Genomic DNA, 19615 nt, shown 5'->3' on the forward strand with positions numbered 1-19615 from the left:
TACCGGACGCTTTGCGATAGGCTCCGCGCATGCGCGCGGACCAGCAATGGGAAGTCCATCGGACGCCGGCCGATTCGATACGGACCATTGTCACCACGCTGGACGGGCTGAACTGGAAGGACATTGCCTGCCAGGGTGACACCATCCACGCTCGGAAAGGCTCCCGATTGCTACTTCGCCTCTTCGGCGCTCTTATCCGGAGCGGAGCTTTCCCTATGAAGGCATCCATCGTCGCAACTCCATCGCATTCGGGCACCCTGATCAACATGACACTGGCCAGCGACGAAGGCTGGTATGCGTTCAGGCTTCCCGTCGTTCAATCGATGTTCGAATTCGCGGCCGCGCGCTGGTTCGCAGCCGTACAAGCCGCGACCAAGGGATAACGCACTCCGGATTCAGCCATCACCACAAGATGGCACCTCCCCCGCAGAGCGCGGCACGTGCGCTGGGGAGGGGTTCACGCCCGCTTGGCACCGGCATGTCGTAACCCAGACGGGGCCGGCCTGCCGATGAGCTGGCGGCGGGGCCGTCGACTCGCCCCACAGGGCATCCGGGCAACGGCCGAGCCCGAATACCACGACCTACGGCTACGGCGCTTGACCTGCGCCGCTATCGAAGAGATGCAGTAGATGCGTCTAAATTCGATCGACAGGTATGCGCGAGGCCCGCATCCTGCCTTTATGGGAAAAATGGATACGATCGCCGCGCGAGTCGCGGAGGGGGCCACCGTGGAGTTCCGGCCTTCCGGGTCCTCCATGGTGCCGCTGATCCGAAGCGGGGATCTGGTCACCGTCGCGCCGGTCGATCCGGTGAAACTCGAGGTCGGCGACATCGTGCTCGCTCGGGTGGCCGGGACGGTCTACCTGCATCTCGTCTCGGGCATCGATGCCGCCAAGGGCCGTGTGCGGATCAGCAACAACCGCGGCCGGATCAATGGCTGGACAGGACGGGAGCGGATCTTCGGAATCTGCGTCGCCGTCAGGGGCAACCCCCGGCCGGGCGCCCTGGCGAAGACCGCGCCCCAAGAGCCAGACGCACAAATCTGACCGTTAGCCACCAAGCTGCAGCCACACGGGACGGCCCCCCAGGTGCACGAAGTGCTCGACACCTACGTCGCCTGAGCGTCACCGCTATCGCAGAGAAGCGGCGATCAGTTCCGCCATGCGGAGCAAGCGGGCCACGTACTCGGCGCCGTCGCCACGCAGCTGCGGCATGACGCCACGAAGATCGCTCAGCAGGCCGTTCAAGGCGGACCGGCGTTCGGTATCAAGAGTCCCTCCCAGCAGGTACGCGGAGATGCAACCCGCCACGTAGGCGTCGAGCGTCGCCACTGACTCACCGCTTGGAGCGTCCAGCCACCGCAAGGCGTCTGGGAACGCGAGATCCAAATGCTCTGCCCAGAGGGCCGAGACCTCTTCGTCCGCCGTCCAAGTCACCCCGCGGAGGCTACTCCTGCGGGGGACGAGAGGCCGGTGCCGCCTGGGCCGCGGTAGCCGTTGGGGTTTTTCTGGAGGTAGGCCTCGGCGAAGTGGAAGTCGGTGGCGGAGGTTAGTCCGGTACCGGGATGGGCTCGTCCCTGCCGGGGAGCGCCTTTTCTGGAGTGACCATCTTGGTCTTCGCTAAGCCGAACATGCTCTCAAGGTCAGTGAGCCAAATGACATGAGCGTTGTTCCGTTTGGTTGATTACCTGCTGGTATGTTGCGTTCGTGAGGCGGGGCATGGTGTGCGGGGTCGCGGCGTACGTGATGTGGGGGTTGTTCCCGCTGTACTGGCCGCTGCTGAAGCCCGCGGGGGCGGGAGAGATCCTCGCGCACCGGATCATGTGGTCGCTCGTGGCGGTGGTCGCGGTGCTCGCCGTGCGGCGGAGCCGGGGGTGGCTGCGGACGCTGGGATGGCGGCGGGGCGTCCTGCTGACGCTGGCGGCGCTGGCGATCAGCGTCAACTGGGGGACGTACATCTACGCCGTCAACAGCGGGCACACGATCGAGTCCGCGCTGGGGTACTTCATCAACCCGCTGATCACCGTGGTGTTCGGGGTGCTGGTCTTCCGGGAGCGGCTGCGGCCATGGCAGTGGGCGGCGGTCGGGACGGGGGCGGCCGCGGTGGTCGTGCTGACCGTCGACTACGGGCGGCCTCCGTGGATCGCGCTGGTGCTGGCGTTCGCGTTCGGGGTGTACGGCCTGCTCAAGAAGTTCGCCGACATGCCGTCGGCCGAGAGCCTGGCCGTCGAGACGGCCGTGACGTTCCTGCCGGCGCTGGCGTTCGTGCTGGTGCTGGAGGGACGGGGCGCGGCGGCGTTCGGGCATCACGGCGTGGGGCACGCGGCGCTGCTGGCCGCGGCCGGGATCGTGACGGCCGTCCCGTTGATGCTGTTCAACGCGGCGGCCGTGAGGCTGCCGCTGAGCGCCCTCGGCATGCTCCAGTACCTGGCGCCGGTGCTGCAGTTCGCGATCGGTCTCCTCGTGCAGCACGAGGAGATGCCGCCGAGCCGGTGGGCGGGGTTCCTGCTGGTCTGGGTCGCGCTGGTGACGCTCACGTGGGACGGGTTGCGCGCCGGACGCCGGGAAGCGGTGCCCGAAACCGCCCTGAGGGGCTAAAGTGCCGGACGTCACACGCCCGAGTGAGGGAGTCGTCGTTGCGTCTGCTCAGCGTCACCGTGTTGGGAACGGCGCTCGTGGCGGCGGGCATGCTGGCTCCGGCGACGGGAGAGGCGACCGCGACCGGGAGGAGCCCGGTGTCGGTGGAGCCCCGCGCCGTGCGGCCCGGTGAGCGGGTCCGGCTGGCGGTGCCCGGTTGCACGGGCAGGGTGACCGCGAGGTCTGAGGCGTTCGCCGGACGCGCGGTGGACGGCGCCGCCGTCGTCAGGCGGGACGCCCCGCCGAGCACGTACCCGGTCGTGGCGCGCTGCGGATCACGGACGGTGATCGGCGAGGTGCGGGTGGCGGGGCGCGTCGCGTGGCCCGATCTGGCCCCGATCGACCGCGCGGCAAAGTAATTCGGTATAAACCGGAAGAGAGCTCCACTTAACCGGCATCACTCTCTGTGTTGTCCGGTGGGAGCGTACGCCCTTTTCGCGAGCCATTTGATCATGCTTGTAAGGCCGACTCGACAACGGGACAACACAGCCGGCAAGTGATAAGGGTCACGTCGAAAAGGTTGAGATTTCTACCGCTCCAAGCCTTGCCGATGTTAATTGATCATGTGATACTCCCACAGAAAGCTACATAACACCGCAACCTTCCCACACACCCCTAATCACTCATTCCTGGCGTCCCGCCGCGAGGGGCGCCGGACGTCCCGGGCGGCCCCGCGCTCCGGGACGGTGTGACCGCGAGCACTGGCACTCCAACTCAACATCGAGGGGCAGTCGGTAATGTCCGTTGACGTCGGCGCCGTCCCAGTCCAGAAGGCGAAGAACTTCCCCCTGTACCGCACGGTCGCCGGATTCGTCCGCGACCCGCTGCGCCAACTGGAGCGGATCAGCACGGAGGGGGACGGCCGGCTCATCCGGCTCGACCTCGGTGCATCGCACCCCTACCTCGTCACCCATCCCGACCACATCCAGCAGGTCCTGCGGCGCGAGTCGGAGATCTTCCAGCGGGACGGGGTGTTCTGGCGGCCCCTGCGGGAGTTGATGGGCGACAGCATCCTGTCCGAGGGCGCTGAGTGGGAGCACAGCAAGCGAGTGCTGCAGCCGGTGTTCACCACCCGCAACGTCAACCGGCTCACGGGGCTGATGGCGGAGGCGATCAACGACGCCGTCGCCAAGCTGGACGAGCCGGCGCGCGCGGGACGGCCCATCGACGTGCTGCCGGAGATGAGCCGGATCGTCAACGAGACCGTGATCAAGGTCCTGTTCGGCGACAAGATCTCCCCCGTCGAGGCCAACAAGCTGATCCCGACGTTCGACCAGATCGCGACCTCGATCTCGGTCCGGTTCCTGCTGCCGTTCCTGCCCCGCGTCCTGCCGATGCCGGGCGACAAGGCGTTCAAGGACGCCGTCCAGGTGATGGACGAGGTCCTGTTCGAGCTGGTGGCGCGCTACCGGGACGACCCGGGCGACGGCAGCGACATCTTCACCGCGCTCTGCCAGGCCCGGACCGAGGACGGCGCCCCGCCTGACGACAAGTGGATCCGCGACAACCTGCTCGCCATGTTCGCGACCAGTACCGAGACCACGACGCTGGCACTGACCTGGCTGTGGCCGCTGCTGCACGACCACCCCGACGTCAGGGACAGGCTGGTCGAGGAGATCGAGGACGTGGTCGGCGGCGAGCCGGTCCGTCCGGACCACCTTCCGCAACTGCCGTACGTGTCGCAGGTCGTCCAGGAACTGCTGCGCCTTTACCCGGTGGGTTGGATGTTCCCGCGCATGGCGACCGCCCCGACGATCCTCGGCGGCGTGCACATCGAGCCGGGCGACCCGGTCCTCATCAGCCCGTTCCTCACGCACCGGCTCGCGTCGGTGTGGGAACGTCCGCTGGAGTTCGACCCGGAGCGGTTCACGCCGGAGAACTCCCGCAAGCGGCACCGCTACGCCTACTTCCCGTTCGGCGGCGGGCCGCACCAGTGCATCGGCCGCCACGTGTTCGACGTCGAGGCGCGGATGATCCTGACGAGCATCCTGAACCGGTTCCGTCCGACCCTGTCCGACGCCATCCCCGCCATGCCGCGCATCGGCGCGACCCTGCGGCCGCGGGAGTCGCTGGAGATGACGCTGACCCCGGTCAGGCGGGACGCGTGACGGCGGTGGACGGGGCGCCCCCGCATACCGGCGGCCCCGCGAAGCCCGATGCCCTCCAGGACGCGCGGCACAACGGGGCCGTGATGGCGCAGGCCGTGAAGTGCGCCCGCGACCTGGCGAAGTGCGCCGAGTCCTATCCCGACCTGTTCGACGCCAAGCCGATCGACGAGACCCTGTTCAACGCCGTGGCCTGCGCGAACGCCTTCGGGTCGCCGTGGCTGAGCGCGTCCGGGATCCGGATGGCGGCGCGCACCTCGCTGTGGATCTTCGGCCTGGACTGGCTGGTGGACCATGTCGCGACGTCGAGGGACGAGGTCGACGACATCAACCGCCGCTGCCTCGCCGTGGCCGAGGGGGCCGCGCCGACCCCGGGCGACGGGCTCACGAGGTTCCTCGCCGACATCCGGGACGACGCGGCCGCGTCTCCGGCCTTCGCGGCGCTGCGCGACGACTGGCTCGCGCAGCTCGGACGGCTCCTGGAGTGCGGCGCCCGCGAGCTGACGTGGAAGTCGGGCGACAAGGCGGCCTGGCCGACGTTCGACGAGTACCTGGACAACGCCGACAACTACGGCTCGGCCTGGGTCAACGTCTCGCACTGGATCGTGCACGCCGACCAGGGCGTCCTCGACCACATCGGCGAGTTGCAGGCCGCGAGCCGGGACGTCCAGAAGGTGCTGCGGCTGCTCAACGACCTCGCCACCTACGAGCGGGACGTCACCTGGGGCGACCTGAACGCGCAGATGCTCGGCGTGGAACGTGCCGAGATCACCGCGCGGATCGACGAGATCGTGGCGGGCAGCCGCGACCGCGTCCGGCCGCTGCGGGCCGACTGCCCCGAGGCCGTCGCCTACCTCGAACGGCAGATCGGCTACAGCACGGGCTTCTACGAGCTGAGCGACTACTGGGGGTCGCTGTGACCGTCGAGGAGGCGGGTCCGGACGCGCCCGAAGCCGCGGACCCGGACCCCCACGATCTTCACACGGCCGCCGACGCGCTGGTGGCCGACCTCGTGCGCGCCCCGTGGGGACGCTCGTCCCCGTCCGTCTACGAGACCGGGCGGCTGGTGAGCCTGGCCCCGTGGCTGACCGGGCATTCCCGGCGGATCCGGTTCCTGCTCGACACGCAGCGGCCCGACGGCGGCTGGGGACCGCCCGATCCGGGCTACGCGCTCGTCCCTAGCCTGAGCGCGACCGAGGCGCTGCTGTCCGTGCTCGTCTCGGAGGGTCGGCGCTGGCCGTCCGGCGTCTACGTCGCCGAGGTGACCCGCGGCGCCGGGCGCGCCATGCGGACCGTCGCGCGGTGGATCTACGGCGGGGCGGCGACGGACGTCCCGGACATGCCGGCGATCGAGCACATCACCCCGGCCCTCATCGAGGCGATCAACGGGCACCTCGACCGGCTCCGCGACGACCCCGCCTTCGCGACCTGGTGGACCGGCGGCCGGCTGGCCCCGCCCGCCGGGATGGACGGAGCGTTCGTCGCCGCCGCCAGGGCCCATCTCGAAGGCGGCGGCGCCGTCCCGCTGAAGGTGCAGCACGCGCTCGAAGTGGCGGGTGCGTCGGCACGCCGCGCCGAGTCCGTCCACCCCGTACCGCTGCCGGGCCCGCACCCCTCCCGCGATCCTTCCGCGCCGGAGGCGCCGGGACGGTTCGCGACCGTCGGCGCCTCCACCGCCGCCACCGCCGCCTGGCTCGGCACTCCGGGCCGGGGCGGGGAGGCGGACGAGGCCGTGCTGCGCTACCTGGAGGCCGCCGTCGAGCAGCACGGCGGTCCCGTTCCCGTCGCCGTCCCGGTGACCAACTTCGAGCGCGGCTGGGTGCTGGGCTGGCTGGCCCGCGCCGGGCTCGCGCCGGCCGTCCCGCCGGAGCTGATCGCCCAGATGCGGACGGCGCTCGGCGAGGACGGCGCGCCGGGCGGCACCGGCCTGCCTCCGGACGCCGACACCAGTTCCGGTCTGCTGTACGCGTTGTCGCTTCTCGGGGAACCGCACCCACCCGACCTGCTGTGGAAGTACGAAACGAAGACGCATTTCTGTAGCTGGCCCGGTGAGAACGGACGCTCCGTCACGACCAACTCGCACGTACTTGAGGCGTTCGGCCATTACCTGGAGTGCGGCGGCGCCGACCCGGCAGGCCGTTACGCGGCGAGCGCGCGAAAGGCGGCGTCCTGGCTGAGGGGCGAGCAGTTGAACGACGGCCGCTGGGAAGACCGGTGGCATGCCTCACCGCTCTACGCGACCGCTTGCGCGGCCCTCGCGCTGGACGGGTTCGGCGGCCCGGAATCCGCGGACGCGGTGCGCCGGGCCGTCGGGTGGGTGCTGCGCGAACAGCGCCCGGACGGCTCGTGGGGACGCTGGTGCGGGACCGCCGAGGAGACGGCCTACGCCGTGCACGTCCTCACGCTGGCCCGTCCGTCCGGCGACGCCGCGACCGACTCGGCGGTGCGGGAGGCGGCGGAGCGAGCGGTCCGGCGGGGCGACGCCTACCTGAGATCGGCCCTGCGGACCGCCTCCGGCGCCTTGACCGGCGGTCCGGAGGACGTTGACTCCGGCAAGCCGCCTCTATGGCATGACAAAGACCTATATCGCCCAACGACGATCGTCCGGGCGGCGGTGCTGGCGGCTCTTCGTCTCGCCCGGTGTGACGCCAGTGTTTCGGTGCGGTGAATTTCACCACGTTGTATGAGGGTGACCTGCTTGTACGGCTGAGACGGAAACCATTCACCTTGAGTGGGTTTGGTGGCGTTGGTAAGGTTCAGCGGTGCGTTGCCGGTGACACGGCATAGCGCTACCCGCACTCACGCCACCAGTGTCTCGCAGCCGGGCCCCAGTACCTCGCATTGCAGGCACCTTGACAATTGTTGGGGCGATCATAATGCGTTTCCGCAACTCACGGCTGCGGACCAAGATTGCGGCCCTGCTGGTCTCGCTGACCGCGCTGTGGGCCTTCGCCGCCTGGGTGACGTTGCGCGAAGGCGTGAACCTGCTCTTCGTGAGCACCCTGGACAGCGTCGTGGCCCCGAGCGACCCGCTGCTCGTCGAGCTGCAGCAGGAGCGCCGCCTCACCGTGACCATGCTCGCGTCCGGCCAGCGGCGGCCCGACCTGCTCGCCGCCCAGCGCGCCCGCACCGACAAGGAGCGGGCCATCGTCGTCGAGAAGGCCCGCAGCGGCTCGGTCCGCCGCGCCGCCGACGACGAGATGGACCGGCGGCTCGACGCGATGGTCCGGCTGCTCGGCCGGCTCGACGGCGACCGCCGCTCGATCGACTCCGGCGTCTACGACCGCCGGCACATCATGGACGTCTACTCCGACACCATCGAGTCGATCTTCCACATGTACGACGGGACGACGACGCTCGACGACAAGGGCTTCACCGCCGACCTGCGCGCGGAGATCGCCGTCAACCGCTCCTGGGAGCTGCTGTCCCAGGAGGACGCGCTCATCGCCGGCGTCCTGGCGTCCGGCCGGATCACCCCGGTCGACCAGCTGGACATCGCCAAGGCCGTCGGCGCGCGCCGCCTCAACTACGACCGCGCCCTGGTCGACCTGGAGTTCGCCGACCGGCAGGCGTGGAACGAGCTGAACGCCAACAAGCGCCTCAACACCGTCGTCAACATGGAGGACGCGCTCCTCACGCGGAACAAGGCGCAGCGCCCCAACGTGAGCGCCGAGCAGTGGCGCGGCGCGACGGAGCCCGCGATCGCCCAGATGCGCAAGACGATCCAGGACGCCGGCGACCGGCTTGTGGAGCGCGCCACCCCGATCGCCGCCTGGGTCATCGTCCGGCTGCTGCTCGCCGGTGGACTCGGCCTTCTCGCGGTCATCGCGTCCATCGTCGTGTCGATCACCACGGCGCGCGCGCTCGTCCGGCAGCTGGAACGGCTGCGCGGCGCCGCCTGGGAGCTGGCCGAGCAGCGGCTGCCCGGCGTCGTCGAACGGCTCGGGCACGGCGAGCAGGTGGACGTCGCCGTCGAGGCGCCGCCGCTGCGGTTCGGCACGGACGAGATCGGGCAGGTGGGCCGTGCGTTCAACGCCGTCCAGGAGACCGCGATCCGCACCGCCGTCGAGCAGGCGGAGCTGCGCCGCGGCATCCGGGACGTCCTGCTGAGCCTGGCCCGCCGCACCCAGACGCTGGTGCACCGGCAGCTCACCATGCTGGACACCATGGAGCGCCGCCGCGACATCGAGACCAAGGAGCTGGAGGAGCTGTTCCGTCTCGACCACCTCGCGACCCGCATGCGGCGCAACGCCGAGAACCTCATCGTGCTCTCCGGCGCCCTCCCGGCCCGCGGCTGGCGCAACGCCGTCCCGATGGTGGACGTCGTCCGCGCCGCCGTCGGCGAGGTCGAGGACTACACCCGCGTCACCGTCCTGCCGTTCGGCCCGGTCGAACTGGCCGGACGCGCGGTCGGCGACGTCACCCACCTGCTCGCCGAGCTGATCGAGAACGCCGTGTCGTTCTCCCCGCCCGACACCATCGTGCAGGTCGGCGGGCACCTGGTCGCCAGCGGCTTCGCCATCGACATCGAGGACCGCGGGCTCGGCATGACCGACGAGAAGCTCGCCGAGATCAACGCGCGGATCGCCGACCCGCCCGACTTCAACCTGCAGAGCTCGGTCCAGCTCGGCCTGTTCGTGGTCAGCAAGCTCGCCGAGCGCTACAACCTGCAGGTGTCGCTGAAGCGGTCCGCCTACGGCGGCACGACCGCCGTCGTCGTCATCCCCCGGGAACTGATCGTCGAGCAGGGCCCGGCGCAGGTCCCGGCCGGCACCACCACCACGAACGGCCTGGAGGTGCGGCGCCCCGCCGCGGTCGGCGCCGCGCCGGCGGCCGCCGTCCGCACCACCGCGCCCACGGCGACGCTCCCCCCGGCGAGCACCGGACCGCAGCCCGTAGGGCCCGCCCTCGTCGCGGTCCCCCCGCCGGCGGCGGAACCGCCGACCGCCCAGGCGTCCGGCGGCAGCGTCCCCGAACCGCGGCCCGAGGCCCCCGCGCCCGCGCGGCGCGACGAGGACCCCGAGGACGGCGCACGTCCCGACCCCATCGAGCCGGAGGACCTGCCACCCGTGCCCGACATCTCCACGACACCGTCCGGTCTGCCCGTCCGGGTGCCGCAGGCGAACCTGGCCGACCCCCTGCGCACCGATGAGCCCGTCGTCGCCGACGAGCAGGACGAGCAGGACGACCCGGGCCGCTCCCCCGAGGAGATCCAGCGGATCATGGGTTCCTATCAGCGCGGTACCCAGCGGGGCCGCTCTGAGGCGGCGGAAGCCCTCGGCACCAACGCAGCGGAAGGCGAGGCAGATCAGTGACGCAGAAGACCGGTTCCTCCTCCGATCTCGGCTGGCTGCTGGACGACCTGGTGCACCGGCTGCCGCACGCCCGCAGCGCGGTCGTGCTCTCGGCCGACGGCCTGCTCATGGCGTCCTCCGAGGGCATGACGCAGGACGACGGCGAGCACCTCGCCGCCGTCGCGGCGGGCATCCAGAGCCTGGCCAAGGGCGCCGGCACCCGCTTCGGCGGCGGCCCCGTCCGGCAGACGATCGTCGAGATGGCCTCGGCGTTCCTGCTGGTCACGGTGGCCGGCAAGGGCGCCTGCCTTGCCGTCCTCGCCGGCGAGGAGGCCGACGTCGGCCTCATCGCCTACGAGATGGCGATGCTCGTCACCGCCATGGGCCACCACCTCACCACGCCGTCGCGTTCGGAGACCGCGCAGGAGGGGCGCCCGGCATGATGCCCCCCGAGGACCCCACCCAGGAGCCCTGGGTGGACGAGACCGCGACGCGGCCGCCCGTCCAGGACCGCTTCCTGGACGAGCACGCCGGCCCGATGGTGCGGCCGTACGTGATGACCAGCGGCCGCATCGAGCCGACCCGCGGCAAGTTCGACCTCATCACCCTGGTGGTGGCGGTCGGCCCCGAACCGGAGGGCGCGATCGGCCTCGGCCCCGAGCACCTGGCCATCATCCGGCTCTGCCAGGCGGTGATGTCGGTGGCCGAGATCACCGGCCATCTCGACCTGCCCGTGGCGACCGTGCGGGTGATGCTCGGCGACCTGCTCGACAAGGGTTTCGTCTCCCTGCAGGAACCCGAACCAGAGGCGGACATGCATGACATCAGGCTCTACAAGGCGGTGATCGATGGTCTCCGGGCCCTCTAGGCGCGACGTGCGCGCCCGCCGGCTCCCCACCGCGGTCAAGATCGTGATCGCGGGCGGCTTCGGGGTCGGCAAGACCACGATGGTGGGCACGGTCTCGGAGACCCGCCCGCTTCGCACCGAGGAGTTGCTCACCGACGAGAGCGTCGGCATCGACGACATCTCCGGGGTGGAGCGCAAGCAGACCACCACGGTCGCGATGGACTTCGGCCGCATCACGATGCGCAACGAGTACGTCCTCTACCTGTTCGGCACCCCCGGCCAGGAGCGCTTCTGGTTCATGTGGGACGAGGTCTCCCTCGGCGCGCTCGGCGCCGTCGTCCTCGCCGACACCCGCCGCCTGTCGGACTGCTTCCCGTCCGTCGACTACTTCGAGCGCCGCGGCACCCCGTTCATCGTCGCCGTGAACTGCTTCGAGGGCGCCCAGCGCTACGACCTCGCGGAGATCCAGATGGCCCTCAACCTGGGCCCCAAGGTCCCCGTCATGCTCTGCGACGCCCGCCGCCTGGACTCCTGCAAGGAAGTCCTCATCGACCTCGTCCTGCACGCCATGAAGACCCGAGGCCTAACCGAAGAACCCGAACCCCAGAACGCCTAAAAGACAAAAGCGGGGCCGTGTGGCCGCCGGCATCACCCGGCGGTCCCGCGGCCCCGTTTAGTCTCGCGCTCGATCTCGCCGCGAACGTGCGGCCACTCAGGTGCGGGTCGAGGTCAGCCCGTCCTGGAAATCACGTAGTCGCAGAGGTTGGTGAGGGCGTCTCGGGCGGGGATTTCGGGGAGGGTCAGGAGTTCGGTGCGGGCGTCCTCGGCCCAGCGGCGGAGGTCGGCGCGGGCGCGGTCCATGGCGGGGTGGGCGCGCAGGAGGGCGAGGGCCTCGGCGTGCAGGGCGTCGTCGGTGAGGTCCTGGACGAGCAGCTCGCGGAGGCGGGCGTCGTCCGGGCCGGAGCCGATGCCGGCGAGGACGTGGTGCATGGGGAGGGTGCGGATGCCCTCGCGCAGGTCGGTGCCGGGCGTCTTGCCGGACTCCTCGGTCTCGGAGGCGATGTCGAGGATGTCGTCGGACAGCTGGAAGGCGATGCCGATCTTCTCGCAGGCGGAGGTGACCGTGTCGACGACGTGGGCGGGGGCGCCGGAGAGCAGGGCGCCGAACTGGCCGGAGACGGCGATCAGGGACGCGGTCTTGTCGGCGACGACCTGGAGGTAGTGCTTGAGGGGGTCGGCGTCCTCGGCGGGGCCGACGGTCTCCTGGATCTGGCCGCGCACCAGGCGGGCGAACGCGCGGGCCTGGATGCGGACGGCCTCCGGGCCGAGGTCGGCGAGCAGGTCCGACGCGCGGGCGAACAGGTAGTCGCCGGTGAGGATGGCGACGGTGTTCGTCCAGCGGGAGTTCGCGGACTGCTGGCCGCGCCGGACGGTGGCCTCGTCCATGACGTCGTCGTGGTAGAGGGTGCCGAGGTGGGTGAGCTCGACGACGACGGCGGCCGGGACGACGCCGGGCGCCGCGGGGTCGCCGAAGTGGGAGGCCAGCAGCACCAGCATCGGCCGGAACCGCTTGCCGCCCGCCTCGACGAGGTGCTGCGACGCCTCGGTGAGCAGCGGATCCTCGCCGCGGACGCAGTCCAGGAGCAGGGACTCGACGGAGGCCAGGCGCTCCTTGGCGTCGGCCGCCAGCGCGGCGTCGACGGGAAGCCCGAACGGGCCGGTCTCCTGGAGGGCCGGCCCGCCGGACTTCTCAGCGAATGGGTTGCTCACCCAAGACTCCCTACCGGACGAACATGTGGGTCGTGGCCTGACCCGCGAGGTCCAGAACGGGCTGCGGGATCACGCCGAGTACCACAGTAGCCGTCACCCCGAGGGCGACCGCGACCGCGGTCGCCGGGCCGGCCACCACGACCGGGCCCTCGGCGTCCGGCTCACTGAAGAACATGACGACGATCACACGGACGTAGAAGAACGCGGCCACCGCGGAGGAGATCACGGCGACGACCACCAGGGGCGTCGCGCCGCTTTCGACGGCGGCCTTGAACACCGCGAACTTCCCGGTGAAGCCGCTGGTCAGCGGGATGCCCGCGAAGCCCAGGAGGAAGAAGGCGAACACGCCCGCGACCACCGGGGACCGCTTGCCGAGCCCCGCCCACCGCGACAGGTGGCCGGCCTCGCCGCCCGCGTCCCGCACCATCGTCACGACGGCGAACGCGCCGATGGAGGTGAAGCCGTAGGCGACCAGGTAGAACATCGTGCTGGACAGGCCGTCCGCGGAGCTGGCGATCACGCCCATGAGCAGGAAGCCCGCGTGCGCGATGGACGAGTAGGCCAGCATCCGCTTGATGTCGGTCTGCGTGATCGCGATGATCGAGCCGGCGACCATCGTGAGAATCGCCACACCCCACATGACGGGCCGCCAGTCCCACTTCAGCGTCTCGAACGCGACGTAGTAGACGCGCAGGATCCCGCCGAACGCGGCGACGACGGTGCAGGACGCCATCAGCGCCGTGATCGGCGTGGGGGCGCCCTGGTAGACGTCCGGCTTCCACATGTGGAACGGGACGCCGCCGAGCTTGAACAGCAGCCCGACCGACAGCAGCGCGACGCCCGACAGGAGCAGGGTCTCGCTGCCCGCGTCCTTGCCGATCTGTGCGGAGATGTCCGACAGCCGGACGGACCCGGCGTACCCGTACAGCAGCGCCGCCCCGTACAGGAAGAACGCCGAGGAGAACGCGCCGAGCAGGAAGTACTTGACCGCCGCCTCCTGGGAGAGGAGGCGCCGCCGGCGGGCGAGCCCGCACAGCAGGTACAGCGGCAGCGACATGACCTCCAGCGCCACGAACATGGTGAGCAGGTCGTTGGCCGCCGGGAACATCATCATGCCCGCGACGGCGAACATCATCAGCGGGAACACCTCGGTCTGGGTGAACCCCATCGCGGTGGTGCGCTGCTCGGCCTCGCTGCCGGGCAGGGCGGACGCCTGCGCGGCGAAGTGGCCGCCGGCCTTGTCCCCCCGCTCGGCGATGAGCAGGAGGCTGACCAGTGCCAGCACCAGGATCGTGCCCTGGATGAACAGGGTGGGCCCGTCCACGCCGAGGGCGCCCTCGGCGGCGACGTGGTGCGGGTTGTCGCGCCACGCCAGCGCGATCGTCCACGCGAACCCGCCCGCGAGGCCGAGGAACGCGACCGGCACCTGGAGGTAGTAGCGCGCGTTCCGGCCGGCGAACGCCTCGACGAGCACGCCCACGACGGCGGCGCCGAGGACCAGCAGCAGCGGGGCGATCTGCCCGTACTCGATGTGCGGCGCGGGGATGTCACCCCCCTGCGCGAGGACCGCGCTCACCTGACTGGTGGTGCTCATGGACGGGCTCCGTTCTCGGCGACGTTACCGGTGATGTCCGGCGCCGGGTCGTGCTCGCCGACCCGGGCCAGCGTGTGGTCCACCGACGGGTTGATCACGTGCAGCACCGGCTGCGGGAAGAAGCCCATCGCCACGATGATCGCGATGATCGGGGCGATGGCCCACTTCTCCCGGGCGGACAGGTCCTTCATGCCCTCGACCGCGGGCACCTTGGGGCCGCCCATGGTCCGCTGGTACATCCACAGGACGTAGATGGCGGCGAGCACGACGCCGCTCACCGCGAGCGCGCCCGCCCACTCGTACCGGCTGAACGTCCCGACGATGACGAGGAACTCCGAGACGAACGTGGACAGGCCGGGCAGCGACAGCGCGGACAGGCCCGCGATCAGGAACATCCCGGCGAGCACCGGCGCGACCTTCTGCACGCCGCCGAAGTCGGAGATCCGCGCGGACCTCCGCCGGACGATCATGAAGCCGACGACGAGGAACAGCGCGCCGGTGGAGAACCCGTGGTTCACCATGTAGAGCGCGGCGCCGGACTGGCCCTGCGACGTCATCGCGAAGATGCCGAGGACGATGAACCCGAAGTGCGAGACCGACGTGTAGGCGATCAGGCGCTTCATGTCGACCTGGCCGATCGCGAGGACCGCGCCGTAGATGATGCTGAGCACCGCGAACCCGAGCACGACCGGGGTCGCCCACTTGGCGGCGCCGGGGAACAACTCCAGGCAGAACCGGAGCATCCCGTAGGTGCCGACCTTGTCCAGGACGCCGACGATCAGCACCAGCGCGCCGGGCGGGGACTGCTGCGCCGCGTCCGGCAGCCAGGTGTGCACCGGCACCATCGGCGCCTTGATCGCGAACGCGACGAAGAAGCCGAGGAACAGCCACTTGGCCGTCGTCGGGTCGATGTTCATCTTCGACAGCTCGTCGAACATGAACGTGCCCTGCCCGAGGCCGCCCTTCTCGACCGCCCGGCTCGACAGCGGGTACAGCCAGATGACGGCGACGAGCATCAGCAGCCCGCCGAACAGCGAGTACAGCAGGAACTTCACCGCGGCGTAGGAGCGCTGCGGGCCGCCGAAGTACCCGATGATGAAGTACACCGGGATCAGCATCGCCTCGAAGAAGACGTAGAACAGGAACACGTCCGTCGCGGCGAACACGCCGATCATGGCCGATTCGAGCGCCAGCAGCAGCGCGAAGTACGTCTTCGCCGATCGCTTCGCGGGGACGTCCACGCCGCCGGACCGGTCGGCCTCGCCCCACGACGCCAGCATGACCAGCGGGACGAGGATCACCGACAGCAGGATCAGCACCAGCGCGACGCCGTCGACGCCGAGCGCCCAGTGGACGCCGAACTCCTTGATCCACCAGTACTTCTCGGTGAACTGGAAGCGCGGGCCGCCCGCGTCGAAGCCCGCCGCCATGACCCCGGTGAGGGCGGCGACGAGGAGGGAGACGCCGAGCGAGAACTGCTTGACCAGCGCCTCCCGCTCGCGCGGGATGGCGCTGAGCAGCACCGCGCCCACGAGTGGCAGCGCGATGAGGACGCTCAGCCAGGGAAAGTCGCTCATGACACGTTCACCACCAGGAGCGCCGCGACCACGAGGGCCGCGCCGCCGAGCATCGATAGGGCGTAGGAGCGGGCGAAGCCGGTCTGGACGCGCCGGAGCCGGCCGGAGCTGCCGCCGACGCCGGCGGCCGTGCCGTTGACGGCGCCGTCGACGCCGCGCCCGTCGAACCAGACCGCGAGCCGGGTCAGCCACTGGCCGGGCCGCATCAGCAGCGACTCGTTCAGCGCGTCGCCGTAGAGGTCCTTGCGGGCCGCGACGGTGATGAAGGAGCCCTTCGGCGCCTCGCGCGGCACCTTGCGGGCGCCGTACTGCATCCAGGCGATCCCGGCACCGACGACCATCAGGACGAAGGTGGCGGCGCCCGGCGCGGTGAGCCACTTGAACTCGTGCGCGTGCTCGGGCGCCCCGACGACCGGTTCGAGGAAGTCGGCGAAGCCGCCGAGGATCAGGAACCCGCCCGCGAAGACGGAGCCGACCGCGAGCAGCATCAGCGGCCAGGTCATGACGGCCGGCGACTCGTGCGGGTGGACGTCGTCCTCCCAGCGCTTCTCACCGAAGAACGTCATGAACATGACCCGCGACATGTAGTACGCGGTGATCCCGGCGCCGATCAGCGCGCAGGAGCCGAGGATCATCCCGGACGTGCCGCCCTTGTCGTAGGCGGCCTCGATGATGCCGTCCTTGGTGAACCAGCCGGACAGGCCGGGGAACCCGATGATGGCGAGGTACCCGAGCCCGAACGTCGCGTAGGTGATCACCATCACCGTGCGCAGCGCGCCGTAGTGGCGCATGTTCACGTCGTCCTTCATGCCGTGCATGACCGAGCCGGCGCCGAGGAACAGGCCCGCCTTGAAGAAGCCGTGCGCGACGAGGTGCGCGATGGCGAACACGTAGCCCGCCGGGCCGAGCCCGGCGGCCAGCACCATGTAGCCGATCTGCGACATCGTCGACCCGGCGAGGGCCTTCTTGATGTCGTCCTTGCCGCAACCGATGATCGCACCGGCGAGCAGCGTGGCCGCGCCGACGATCGTCACCACCAGCTGCGCGGTCTCGGACATCTCGAAGATCGGCCCGGAGCGGACGATCAGGTAGACGCCCGCGGTCACCATCGTGGCCGCGTGGATGAGGGCCGACACCGGGGTCGGGCCCTCCATCGCGTCCAGCAGCCAGGACTGGAGCGGCAGCTGGGCCGACTTGCCGCACGCGCCGACGAGGAGCAGCAGCCCGATGGCCGTCGCGGTGCCGGTGCCGAGCTTGTCGGCGAGCCCCGCGTGCTCGGCGCCGGTGCCGAGCACCGGCCCGAAGTCGATGGTGCCGAACGTGGCGAAGATCAGCGCGATCGCGATGATCAGCCCCATGTCGCCGACGCGGTTGACGACGAACGCCTTCTTCGCGGCGGTCGCGGCCGTCGGCTTGTGCTGCCAGAACCCGATGAGCAGGTAGGAGGCGAGACCGACGCCCTCCCAGCCGAGGAACAGGATCAGGAAGTTGTTCCCCAGCACCAGCAGCAGCATCGCCGCCAGGAACAGGTTCAGGTAGGCGAAGAACCGGCGCCGGTCGGGGTCGCCCGACATGTAGCCGATCGAGTAGATGTGGATGAGCGAGCCCACCCCGGTGATCAGCAGGACGAAGGTGATGGACAGCGGGTCCACCAGCAGGTCCATGCCGACCTTGAACGTGCCGACGTCGATGAAGTCCCACAGGTGCACGGTGCGGCGCCGGGTCTCGGCGTCGTACCCGAGCATCTGCGCGAACATCGCGGCGCCCACCGCGAACGACCCCACCGACAGCGCGGTGCCGAGCAGGTGGCCCCACTTGTCGGTGCGCCTCCCCCCCAGCAGGAGGATCGCGGCGCCCGCGAGCGGGAGCGCGACGAGGAGCCAGGACGCGGCCTGGATGCCTTCCGCTTTCATCCCTGGCCTCTCAGTACTTCAGCAGGTTCGCGTCGTCGACCGACGAGGACCTGCGGGTCCGGAAGATGGTCATGATGATCGCCAGACCCACCACGACCTCCGCGGCGGCCACCACCATCACGAAGAAGGCGATGATCTGGCCGTCGAGGTTGCCGTGCATGCGGGAGAACGAGACGAACGCCAGGTTCGTCGCGTTCAGCATCAGCTCGACGCACATGAACACCACGATGGCGTTGCGGCGCACGAGGACGCCGAGCGCTCCGATGGTGAACAGGATCGCCGAGAGCGCCAGGTAGTGCCCCGGACTCATTCGCCTGCCTCGCCTTCACTCGCGCCGCCGCCGGCGGCCGGGGTCCCCGACTTGACCGAGCGCTCCTCGGCGTCGGTGTCGCGGACGTCCTCGGTGACCGCCTTGACCGCGGCCACGTCCCGTTCGAGGGCCTCCTCCTCGGAGCCGCCGTACAGGTCGGCGTGCCGCTCCGCGGTGTCGGTACGGGCCGCGATGACCGGGTTGACCGACAGCTCAGAAGGCGTCCCGTCGGGCAGCAGCGCCGGCATGTCGACGGCGTTGTGCCGGGCGTAGGTGCCGGGGCCCGGCAGCGGGCCCGGGTGCGAGCCGGACAGGAACCGCTGCCGCGACAGGTCCTTCTGCGTCGCCTTCGGCTCGGTGCGCTCCCGGTGCGCCAGCACCATCGCGCCCAGCGCCGCGGTGATCAGCAGGGCGCTGGTCGCCTCGAACGCGAACACGTACTTGGAGAACAGGAGCCGGGCCAGGCCGATGACGTTGCCCTCGGAGTTGGCCTGGGTGAGCCCGGCCGAGTTGCCGAGCGCGGCGTTGCCGACCCCGACGGTGAGCAGGACGAGGAAGCCGACCGCGGCGATCACCGCCCAGAACCGCTGCCCCCGGATCGTCTCCACCAGCGAGTCGGTGGAGCTGACGCCGACGAGCATCAGCACGAACAGGAACAGCATCAGCACCGCGCCGGTGTAGACGATCACCTGCACGAACGCCAGGAAGGGCGCGTTCTGGATCGCGTACAGCGCGGCCAGGGAGAGCATCACGGTCGCCAGCAGCAGCGCCGAGTGCACCGCCTTGCGCGCGAGGATCATGCCGAGTGCGCCGAGCACCGAGACGACCGCCAGCAGCCAGAAGAAGAACGGCTCGCCGGACTGCTTGTCGGCGACCTGGGCGGCGAGCACGTGCGCGCTCGCGACGGAGCCGGTCACTTGCCCTCACCGCCCTTGCGCGCCTTCTCGCGCTTGACGTCCTTCTCGCGCTTGACGGCCTGGTCCATGCCGGCGCGGCCGCCGCTCTCGGAAGGAACGGTTGGAGCCGAAGGCGATCCGGGGGGCGTGGGGGGTCGTCCCCCCTCGGAGGACGCGGTCGGCGCGGAGTCGCTCTCCTGGAGGCCGAGGCGGTAGTAGTCCTCCTCGGTGTCGCCGAGCCGCATCTCGTGCGGGGGCGCCTCCATGCCCTCGCGCAGCGGCGCCAGCAGCATCTCCTTGGTGTAGATGAGGCTCTCGCGGCTGTCGTCGGCGAGTTCGTACTCGTTGGTCATCGTGAGCGCCCGGGTCGGGCACGCCTCGATGCACAGGCCGCACAGGATGCACCGCAGATAGTTGATCTGGTAGGTGCGCCCGTACCGCTCGCCGGGCGAGTACCGCTCGTCGGCCGTGTTGTCGGCGCCCTCGACGAAGATCGCGTCCGCGGGGCACGCCCACGCGCACAGCTCGCAGCCGACGCACTTCTCCAGGCCGTCCGGCCACCGGTTCAGCTGGTGCCGCCCGTGGAAGCGAGGAGCCGTCGGCTTCTTCACCTCGGGGTACTGAACGGTCTCGCTCTTCATGAACATCTGGTGGAACGAGACCCCGAACCCCT

The 19615-nt window shown here is 70.3% G+C and carries 18 protein-coding genes and 1 pseudogene; 11 read left to right on the forward strand and 8 right to left on the reverse strand.

Annotated features, from left to right (window positions below):
* Window positions 1-29: 29 nt before the first annotated feature.
* Both ABWI07_RS17335 and ABWI07_RS17340 read left to right on the forward strand, forming a co-directional pair.
* Complete coding sequence (locus ABWI07_RS17335; RefSeq protein ID WP_149259683.1) at window positions 30-383, forward strand: hypothetical protein; 354 nt, start codon at window positions 30-32, stop codon at window positions 381-383.
* Window positions 384-689: 306 nt separating this feature from the next.
* A complete protein-coding gene (locus ABWI07_RS17340; protein WP_200841906.1) occupies window positions 690-1046 on the forward strand; it encodes a S24 family peptidase in 357 nt (118 codons plus the stop codon).
* Window positions 1047-1130: 84 nt separating this feature from the next.
* Here the strand turns inward: ABWI07_RS17340 and ABWI07_RS17345 are convergent, their stop codons facing one another.
* Window positions 1131-1331, reverse strand: coding sequence for a hypothetical protein (locus tag ABWI07_RS17345; RefSeq protein ID WP_149259685.1), 201 nt, complete (start codon window positions 1329-1331; stop codon window positions 1131-1133).
* A 387-nt stretch (window positions 1332-1718) separates the two neighbouring features.
* Between ABWI07_RS17345 and rarD the strand changes: the two genes are divergently transcribed.
* From rarD to ABWI07_RS17390, 9 genes are all read left to right on the forward strand, one after another.
* Entirely contained in the window at window positions 1719-2597 is an 879-nt protein-coding gene (gene rarD, locus ABWI07_RS17350) for an EamA family transporter RarD (protein ID WP_502912829.1), read from the forward strand.
* 38 nt (window positions 2598-2635) lie between these two features.
* Window positions 2636-2995: a hypothetical protein gene (locus ABWI07_RS17355; protein ID WP_149259686.1), complete on the forward strand. Its 360-nt coding sequence runs from the start codon at window positions 2636-2638 to the stop codon at window positions 2993-2995.
* A 378-nt stretch (window positions 2996-3373) separates the two neighbouring features.
* Complete coding sequence (locus ABWI07_RS17360) at window positions 3374-4744, forward strand: cytochrome P450 (protein WP_353819125.1); 1371 nt, start codon at window positions 3374-3376, stop codon at window positions 4742-4744.
* Window positions 4741-5661: a terpene synthase family protein gene (locus tag ABWI07_RS17365; RefSeq protein WP_353819126.1), complete on the forward strand. Its 921-nt coding sequence runs from the start codon at window positions 4741-4743 to the stop codon at window positions 5659-5661. The genes ABWI07_RS17360 and ABWI07_RS17365 overlap by 4 nt, the downstream gene beginning before the upstream one ends.
* Window positions 5658-7409, forward strand: coding sequence for a prenyltransferase/squalene oxidase repeat-containing protein (locus tag ABWI07_RS17370; RefSeq protein WP_149259688.1), 1752 nt, complete (start codon window positions 5658-5660; stop codon window positions 7407-7409). The genes ABWI07_RS17365 and ABWI07_RS17370 overlap by 4 nt, the downstream gene beginning before the upstream one ends.
* Window positions 7410-7617: 208 nt before the next feature.
* The gene (locus tag ABWI07_RS17375; RefSeq protein ID WP_149259689.1) at window positions 7618-10056 is read left to right on the forward strand and encodes a sensor histidine kinase; all 2439 of its coding nucleotides are present in this window, start codon (window positions 7618-7620) and stop codon (window positions 10054-10056) included.
* Entirely contained in the window at window positions 10053-10478 is a 426-nt protein-coding gene (locus tag ABWI07_RS17380) for a roadblock/LC7 domain-containing protein (RefSeq protein ID WP_149259690.1), read from the forward strand. The genes ABWI07_RS17375 and ABWI07_RS17380 overlap by 4 nt, the downstream gene beginning before the upstream one ends.
* Window positions 10475-10903 carry a DUF742 domain-containing protein gene (locus tag ABWI07_RS17385; protein ID WP_149259691.1) on the forward strand — a complete coding sequence of 143 codons (429 nt, stop codon included), beginning with the start codon at window positions 10475-10477 and terminating at the stop codon, window positions 10901-10903. Before ABWI07_RS17380 ends, ABWI07_RS17385 begins: the two co-directional genes overlap by 4 nt.
* Window positions 10884-11498, forward strand: coding sequence for a GTP-binding protein (locus ABWI07_RS17390; protein ID WP_149259692.1), 615 nt, complete (start codon window positions 10884-10886; stop codon window positions 11496-11498). The genes ABWI07_RS17385 and ABWI07_RS17390 overlap by 20 nt, the downstream gene beginning before the upstream one ends.
* Before the next feature lie 113 nt (window positions 11499-11611).
* Here ABWI07_RS17390 and ABWI07_RS17395 read toward each other — a convergent pair whose 3' ends face one another.
* The 7 genes and pseudogenes from ABWI07_RS17395 to nuoI all read right to left on the reverse strand — a co-directional run.
* Window positions 11612-12571 (reverse strand): polyprenyl synthetase family protein, encoded by a 960-nt coding sequence (locus ABWI07_RS17395; protein ID WP_235036893.1) that lies wholly within the window; start codon window positions 12569-12571, stop codon window positions 11612-11614.
* Window positions 12572-12662: 91 nt separating this feature from the next.
* Complete coding sequence (nuoN, locus tag ABWI07_RS17400; protein ID WP_149259694.1) at window positions 12663-14246, reverse strand: NADH-quinone oxidoreductase subunit NuoN; 1584 nt, start codon at window positions 14244-14246, stop codon at window positions 12663-12665.
* Window positions 14243-15823: an NADH-quinone oxidoreductase subunit M gene (locus ABWI07_RS17405; RefSeq protein WP_149259695.1), complete on the reverse strand. Its 1581-nt coding sequence runs from the start codon at window positions 15821-15823 to the stop codon at window positions 14243-14245. The genes nuoN and ABWI07_RS17405 overlap by 4 nt, the downstream gene beginning before the upstream one ends.
* The gene (gene nuoL / locus ABWI07_RS17410; protein ID WP_149259696.1) at window positions 15820-17736 is read right to left on the reverse strand and encodes an NADH-quinone oxidoreductase subunit L; all 1917 of its coding nucleotides are present in this window, start codon (window positions 17734-17736) and stop codon (window positions 15820-15822) included. Before nuoL ends, ABWI07_RS17405 begins: the two co-directional genes overlap by 4 nt.
* Before the next feature lie 10 nt (window positions 17737-17746).
* The gene (nuoK, locus tag ABWI07_RS17415) at window positions 17747-18046 is read right to left on the reverse strand and encodes an NADH-quinone oxidoreductase subunit NuoK (protein WP_021593191.1); all 300 of its coding nucleotides are present in this window, start codon (window positions 18044-18046) and stop codon (window positions 17747-17749) included.
* Complete coding sequence (locus ABWI07_RS17420; protein ID WP_149259697.1) at window positions 18043-18963, reverse strand: NADH-quinone oxidoreductase subunit J; 921 nt, start codon at window positions 18961-18963, stop codon at window positions 18043-18045. Before ABWI07_RS17420 ends, nuoK begins: the two co-directional genes overlap by 4 nt.
* A gap of 161 nt (window positions 18964-19124) precedes the next feature.
* A pseudogene (nuoI, locus tag ABWI07_RS17425) lies at window positions 19125-19589 on the reverse strand (NADH-quinone oxidoreductase subunit NuoI); the annotation flags it as partial.
* Window positions 19590-19615 lie beyond the last annotated feature (26 nt).

Source organism: Actinomadura sp. NPDC000600 (assembly GCF_040492135.1).
Classification (GTDB): Bacteria; Actinomycetota; Actinomycetes; order Streptosporangiales; family Streptosporangiaceae; genus Spirillospora.

What these genes read in the sequence shown, in the direction of transcription:
- ABWI07_RS17335 (WP_149259683.1), top strand. Translation starts at nt 30, where the DNA reads ATGCGCGCGGACCAGCAATGGGAAGTCCATCGGACGCCGGCCGATTCG.
- ABWI07_RS17340 (WP_200841906.1), top strand. Translation starts at nt 690, where the DNA reads ATGGATACGATCGCCGCGCGAGTCGCGGAGGGGGCCACCGTGGAGTTC.
- rarD (WP_502912829.1), top strand. Translation starts at nt 1,719, where the DNA reads ATGGTGTGCGGGGTCGCGGCGTACGTGATGTGGGGGTTGTTCCCGCTG.
- ABWI07_RS17360 (WP_353819125.1), top strand. Translation starts at nt 3,374, where the DNA reads ATGTCCGTTGACGTCGGCGCCGTCCCAGTCCAGAAGGCGAAGAACTTC.
- ABWI07_RS17375 (WP_149259689.1), top strand. Translation starts at nt 7,618, where the DNA reads ATGCGTTTCCGCAACTCACGGCTGCGGACCAAGATTGCGGCCCTGCTG.
- ABWI07_RS17385 (WP_149259691.1), top strand. Translation starts at nt 10,475, where the DNA reads ATGATGCCCCCCGAGGACCCCACCCAGGAGCCCTGGGTGGACGAGACC.
- ABWI07_RS17390 (WP_149259692.1), top strand. Translation starts at nt 10,884, where the DNA reads ATGGTCTCCGGGCCCTCTAGGCGCGACGTGCGCGCCCGCCGGCTCCCC.
- nuoN (WP_149259694.1), bottom strand. Translation starts at nt 14,246, where the DNA reads ATGAGCACCACCAGTCAGGTGAGCGCGGTCCTCGCGCAGGGGGGTGAC.
- ABWI07_RS17405 (WP_149259695.1), bottom strand. Translation starts at nt 15,823, where the DNA reads ATGAGCGACTTTCCCTGGCTGAGCGTCCTCATCGCGCTGCCACTCGTG.
- nuoL (WP_149259696.1), bottom strand. Translation starts at nt 17,736, where the DNA reads ATGAAAGCGGAAGGCATCCAGGCCGCGTCCTGGCTCCTCGTCGCGCTC.
- nuoK (WP_021593191.1), bottom strand. Translation starts at nt 18,046, where the DNA reads ATGAGTCCGGGGCACTACCTGGCGCTCTCGGCGATCCTGTTCACCATC.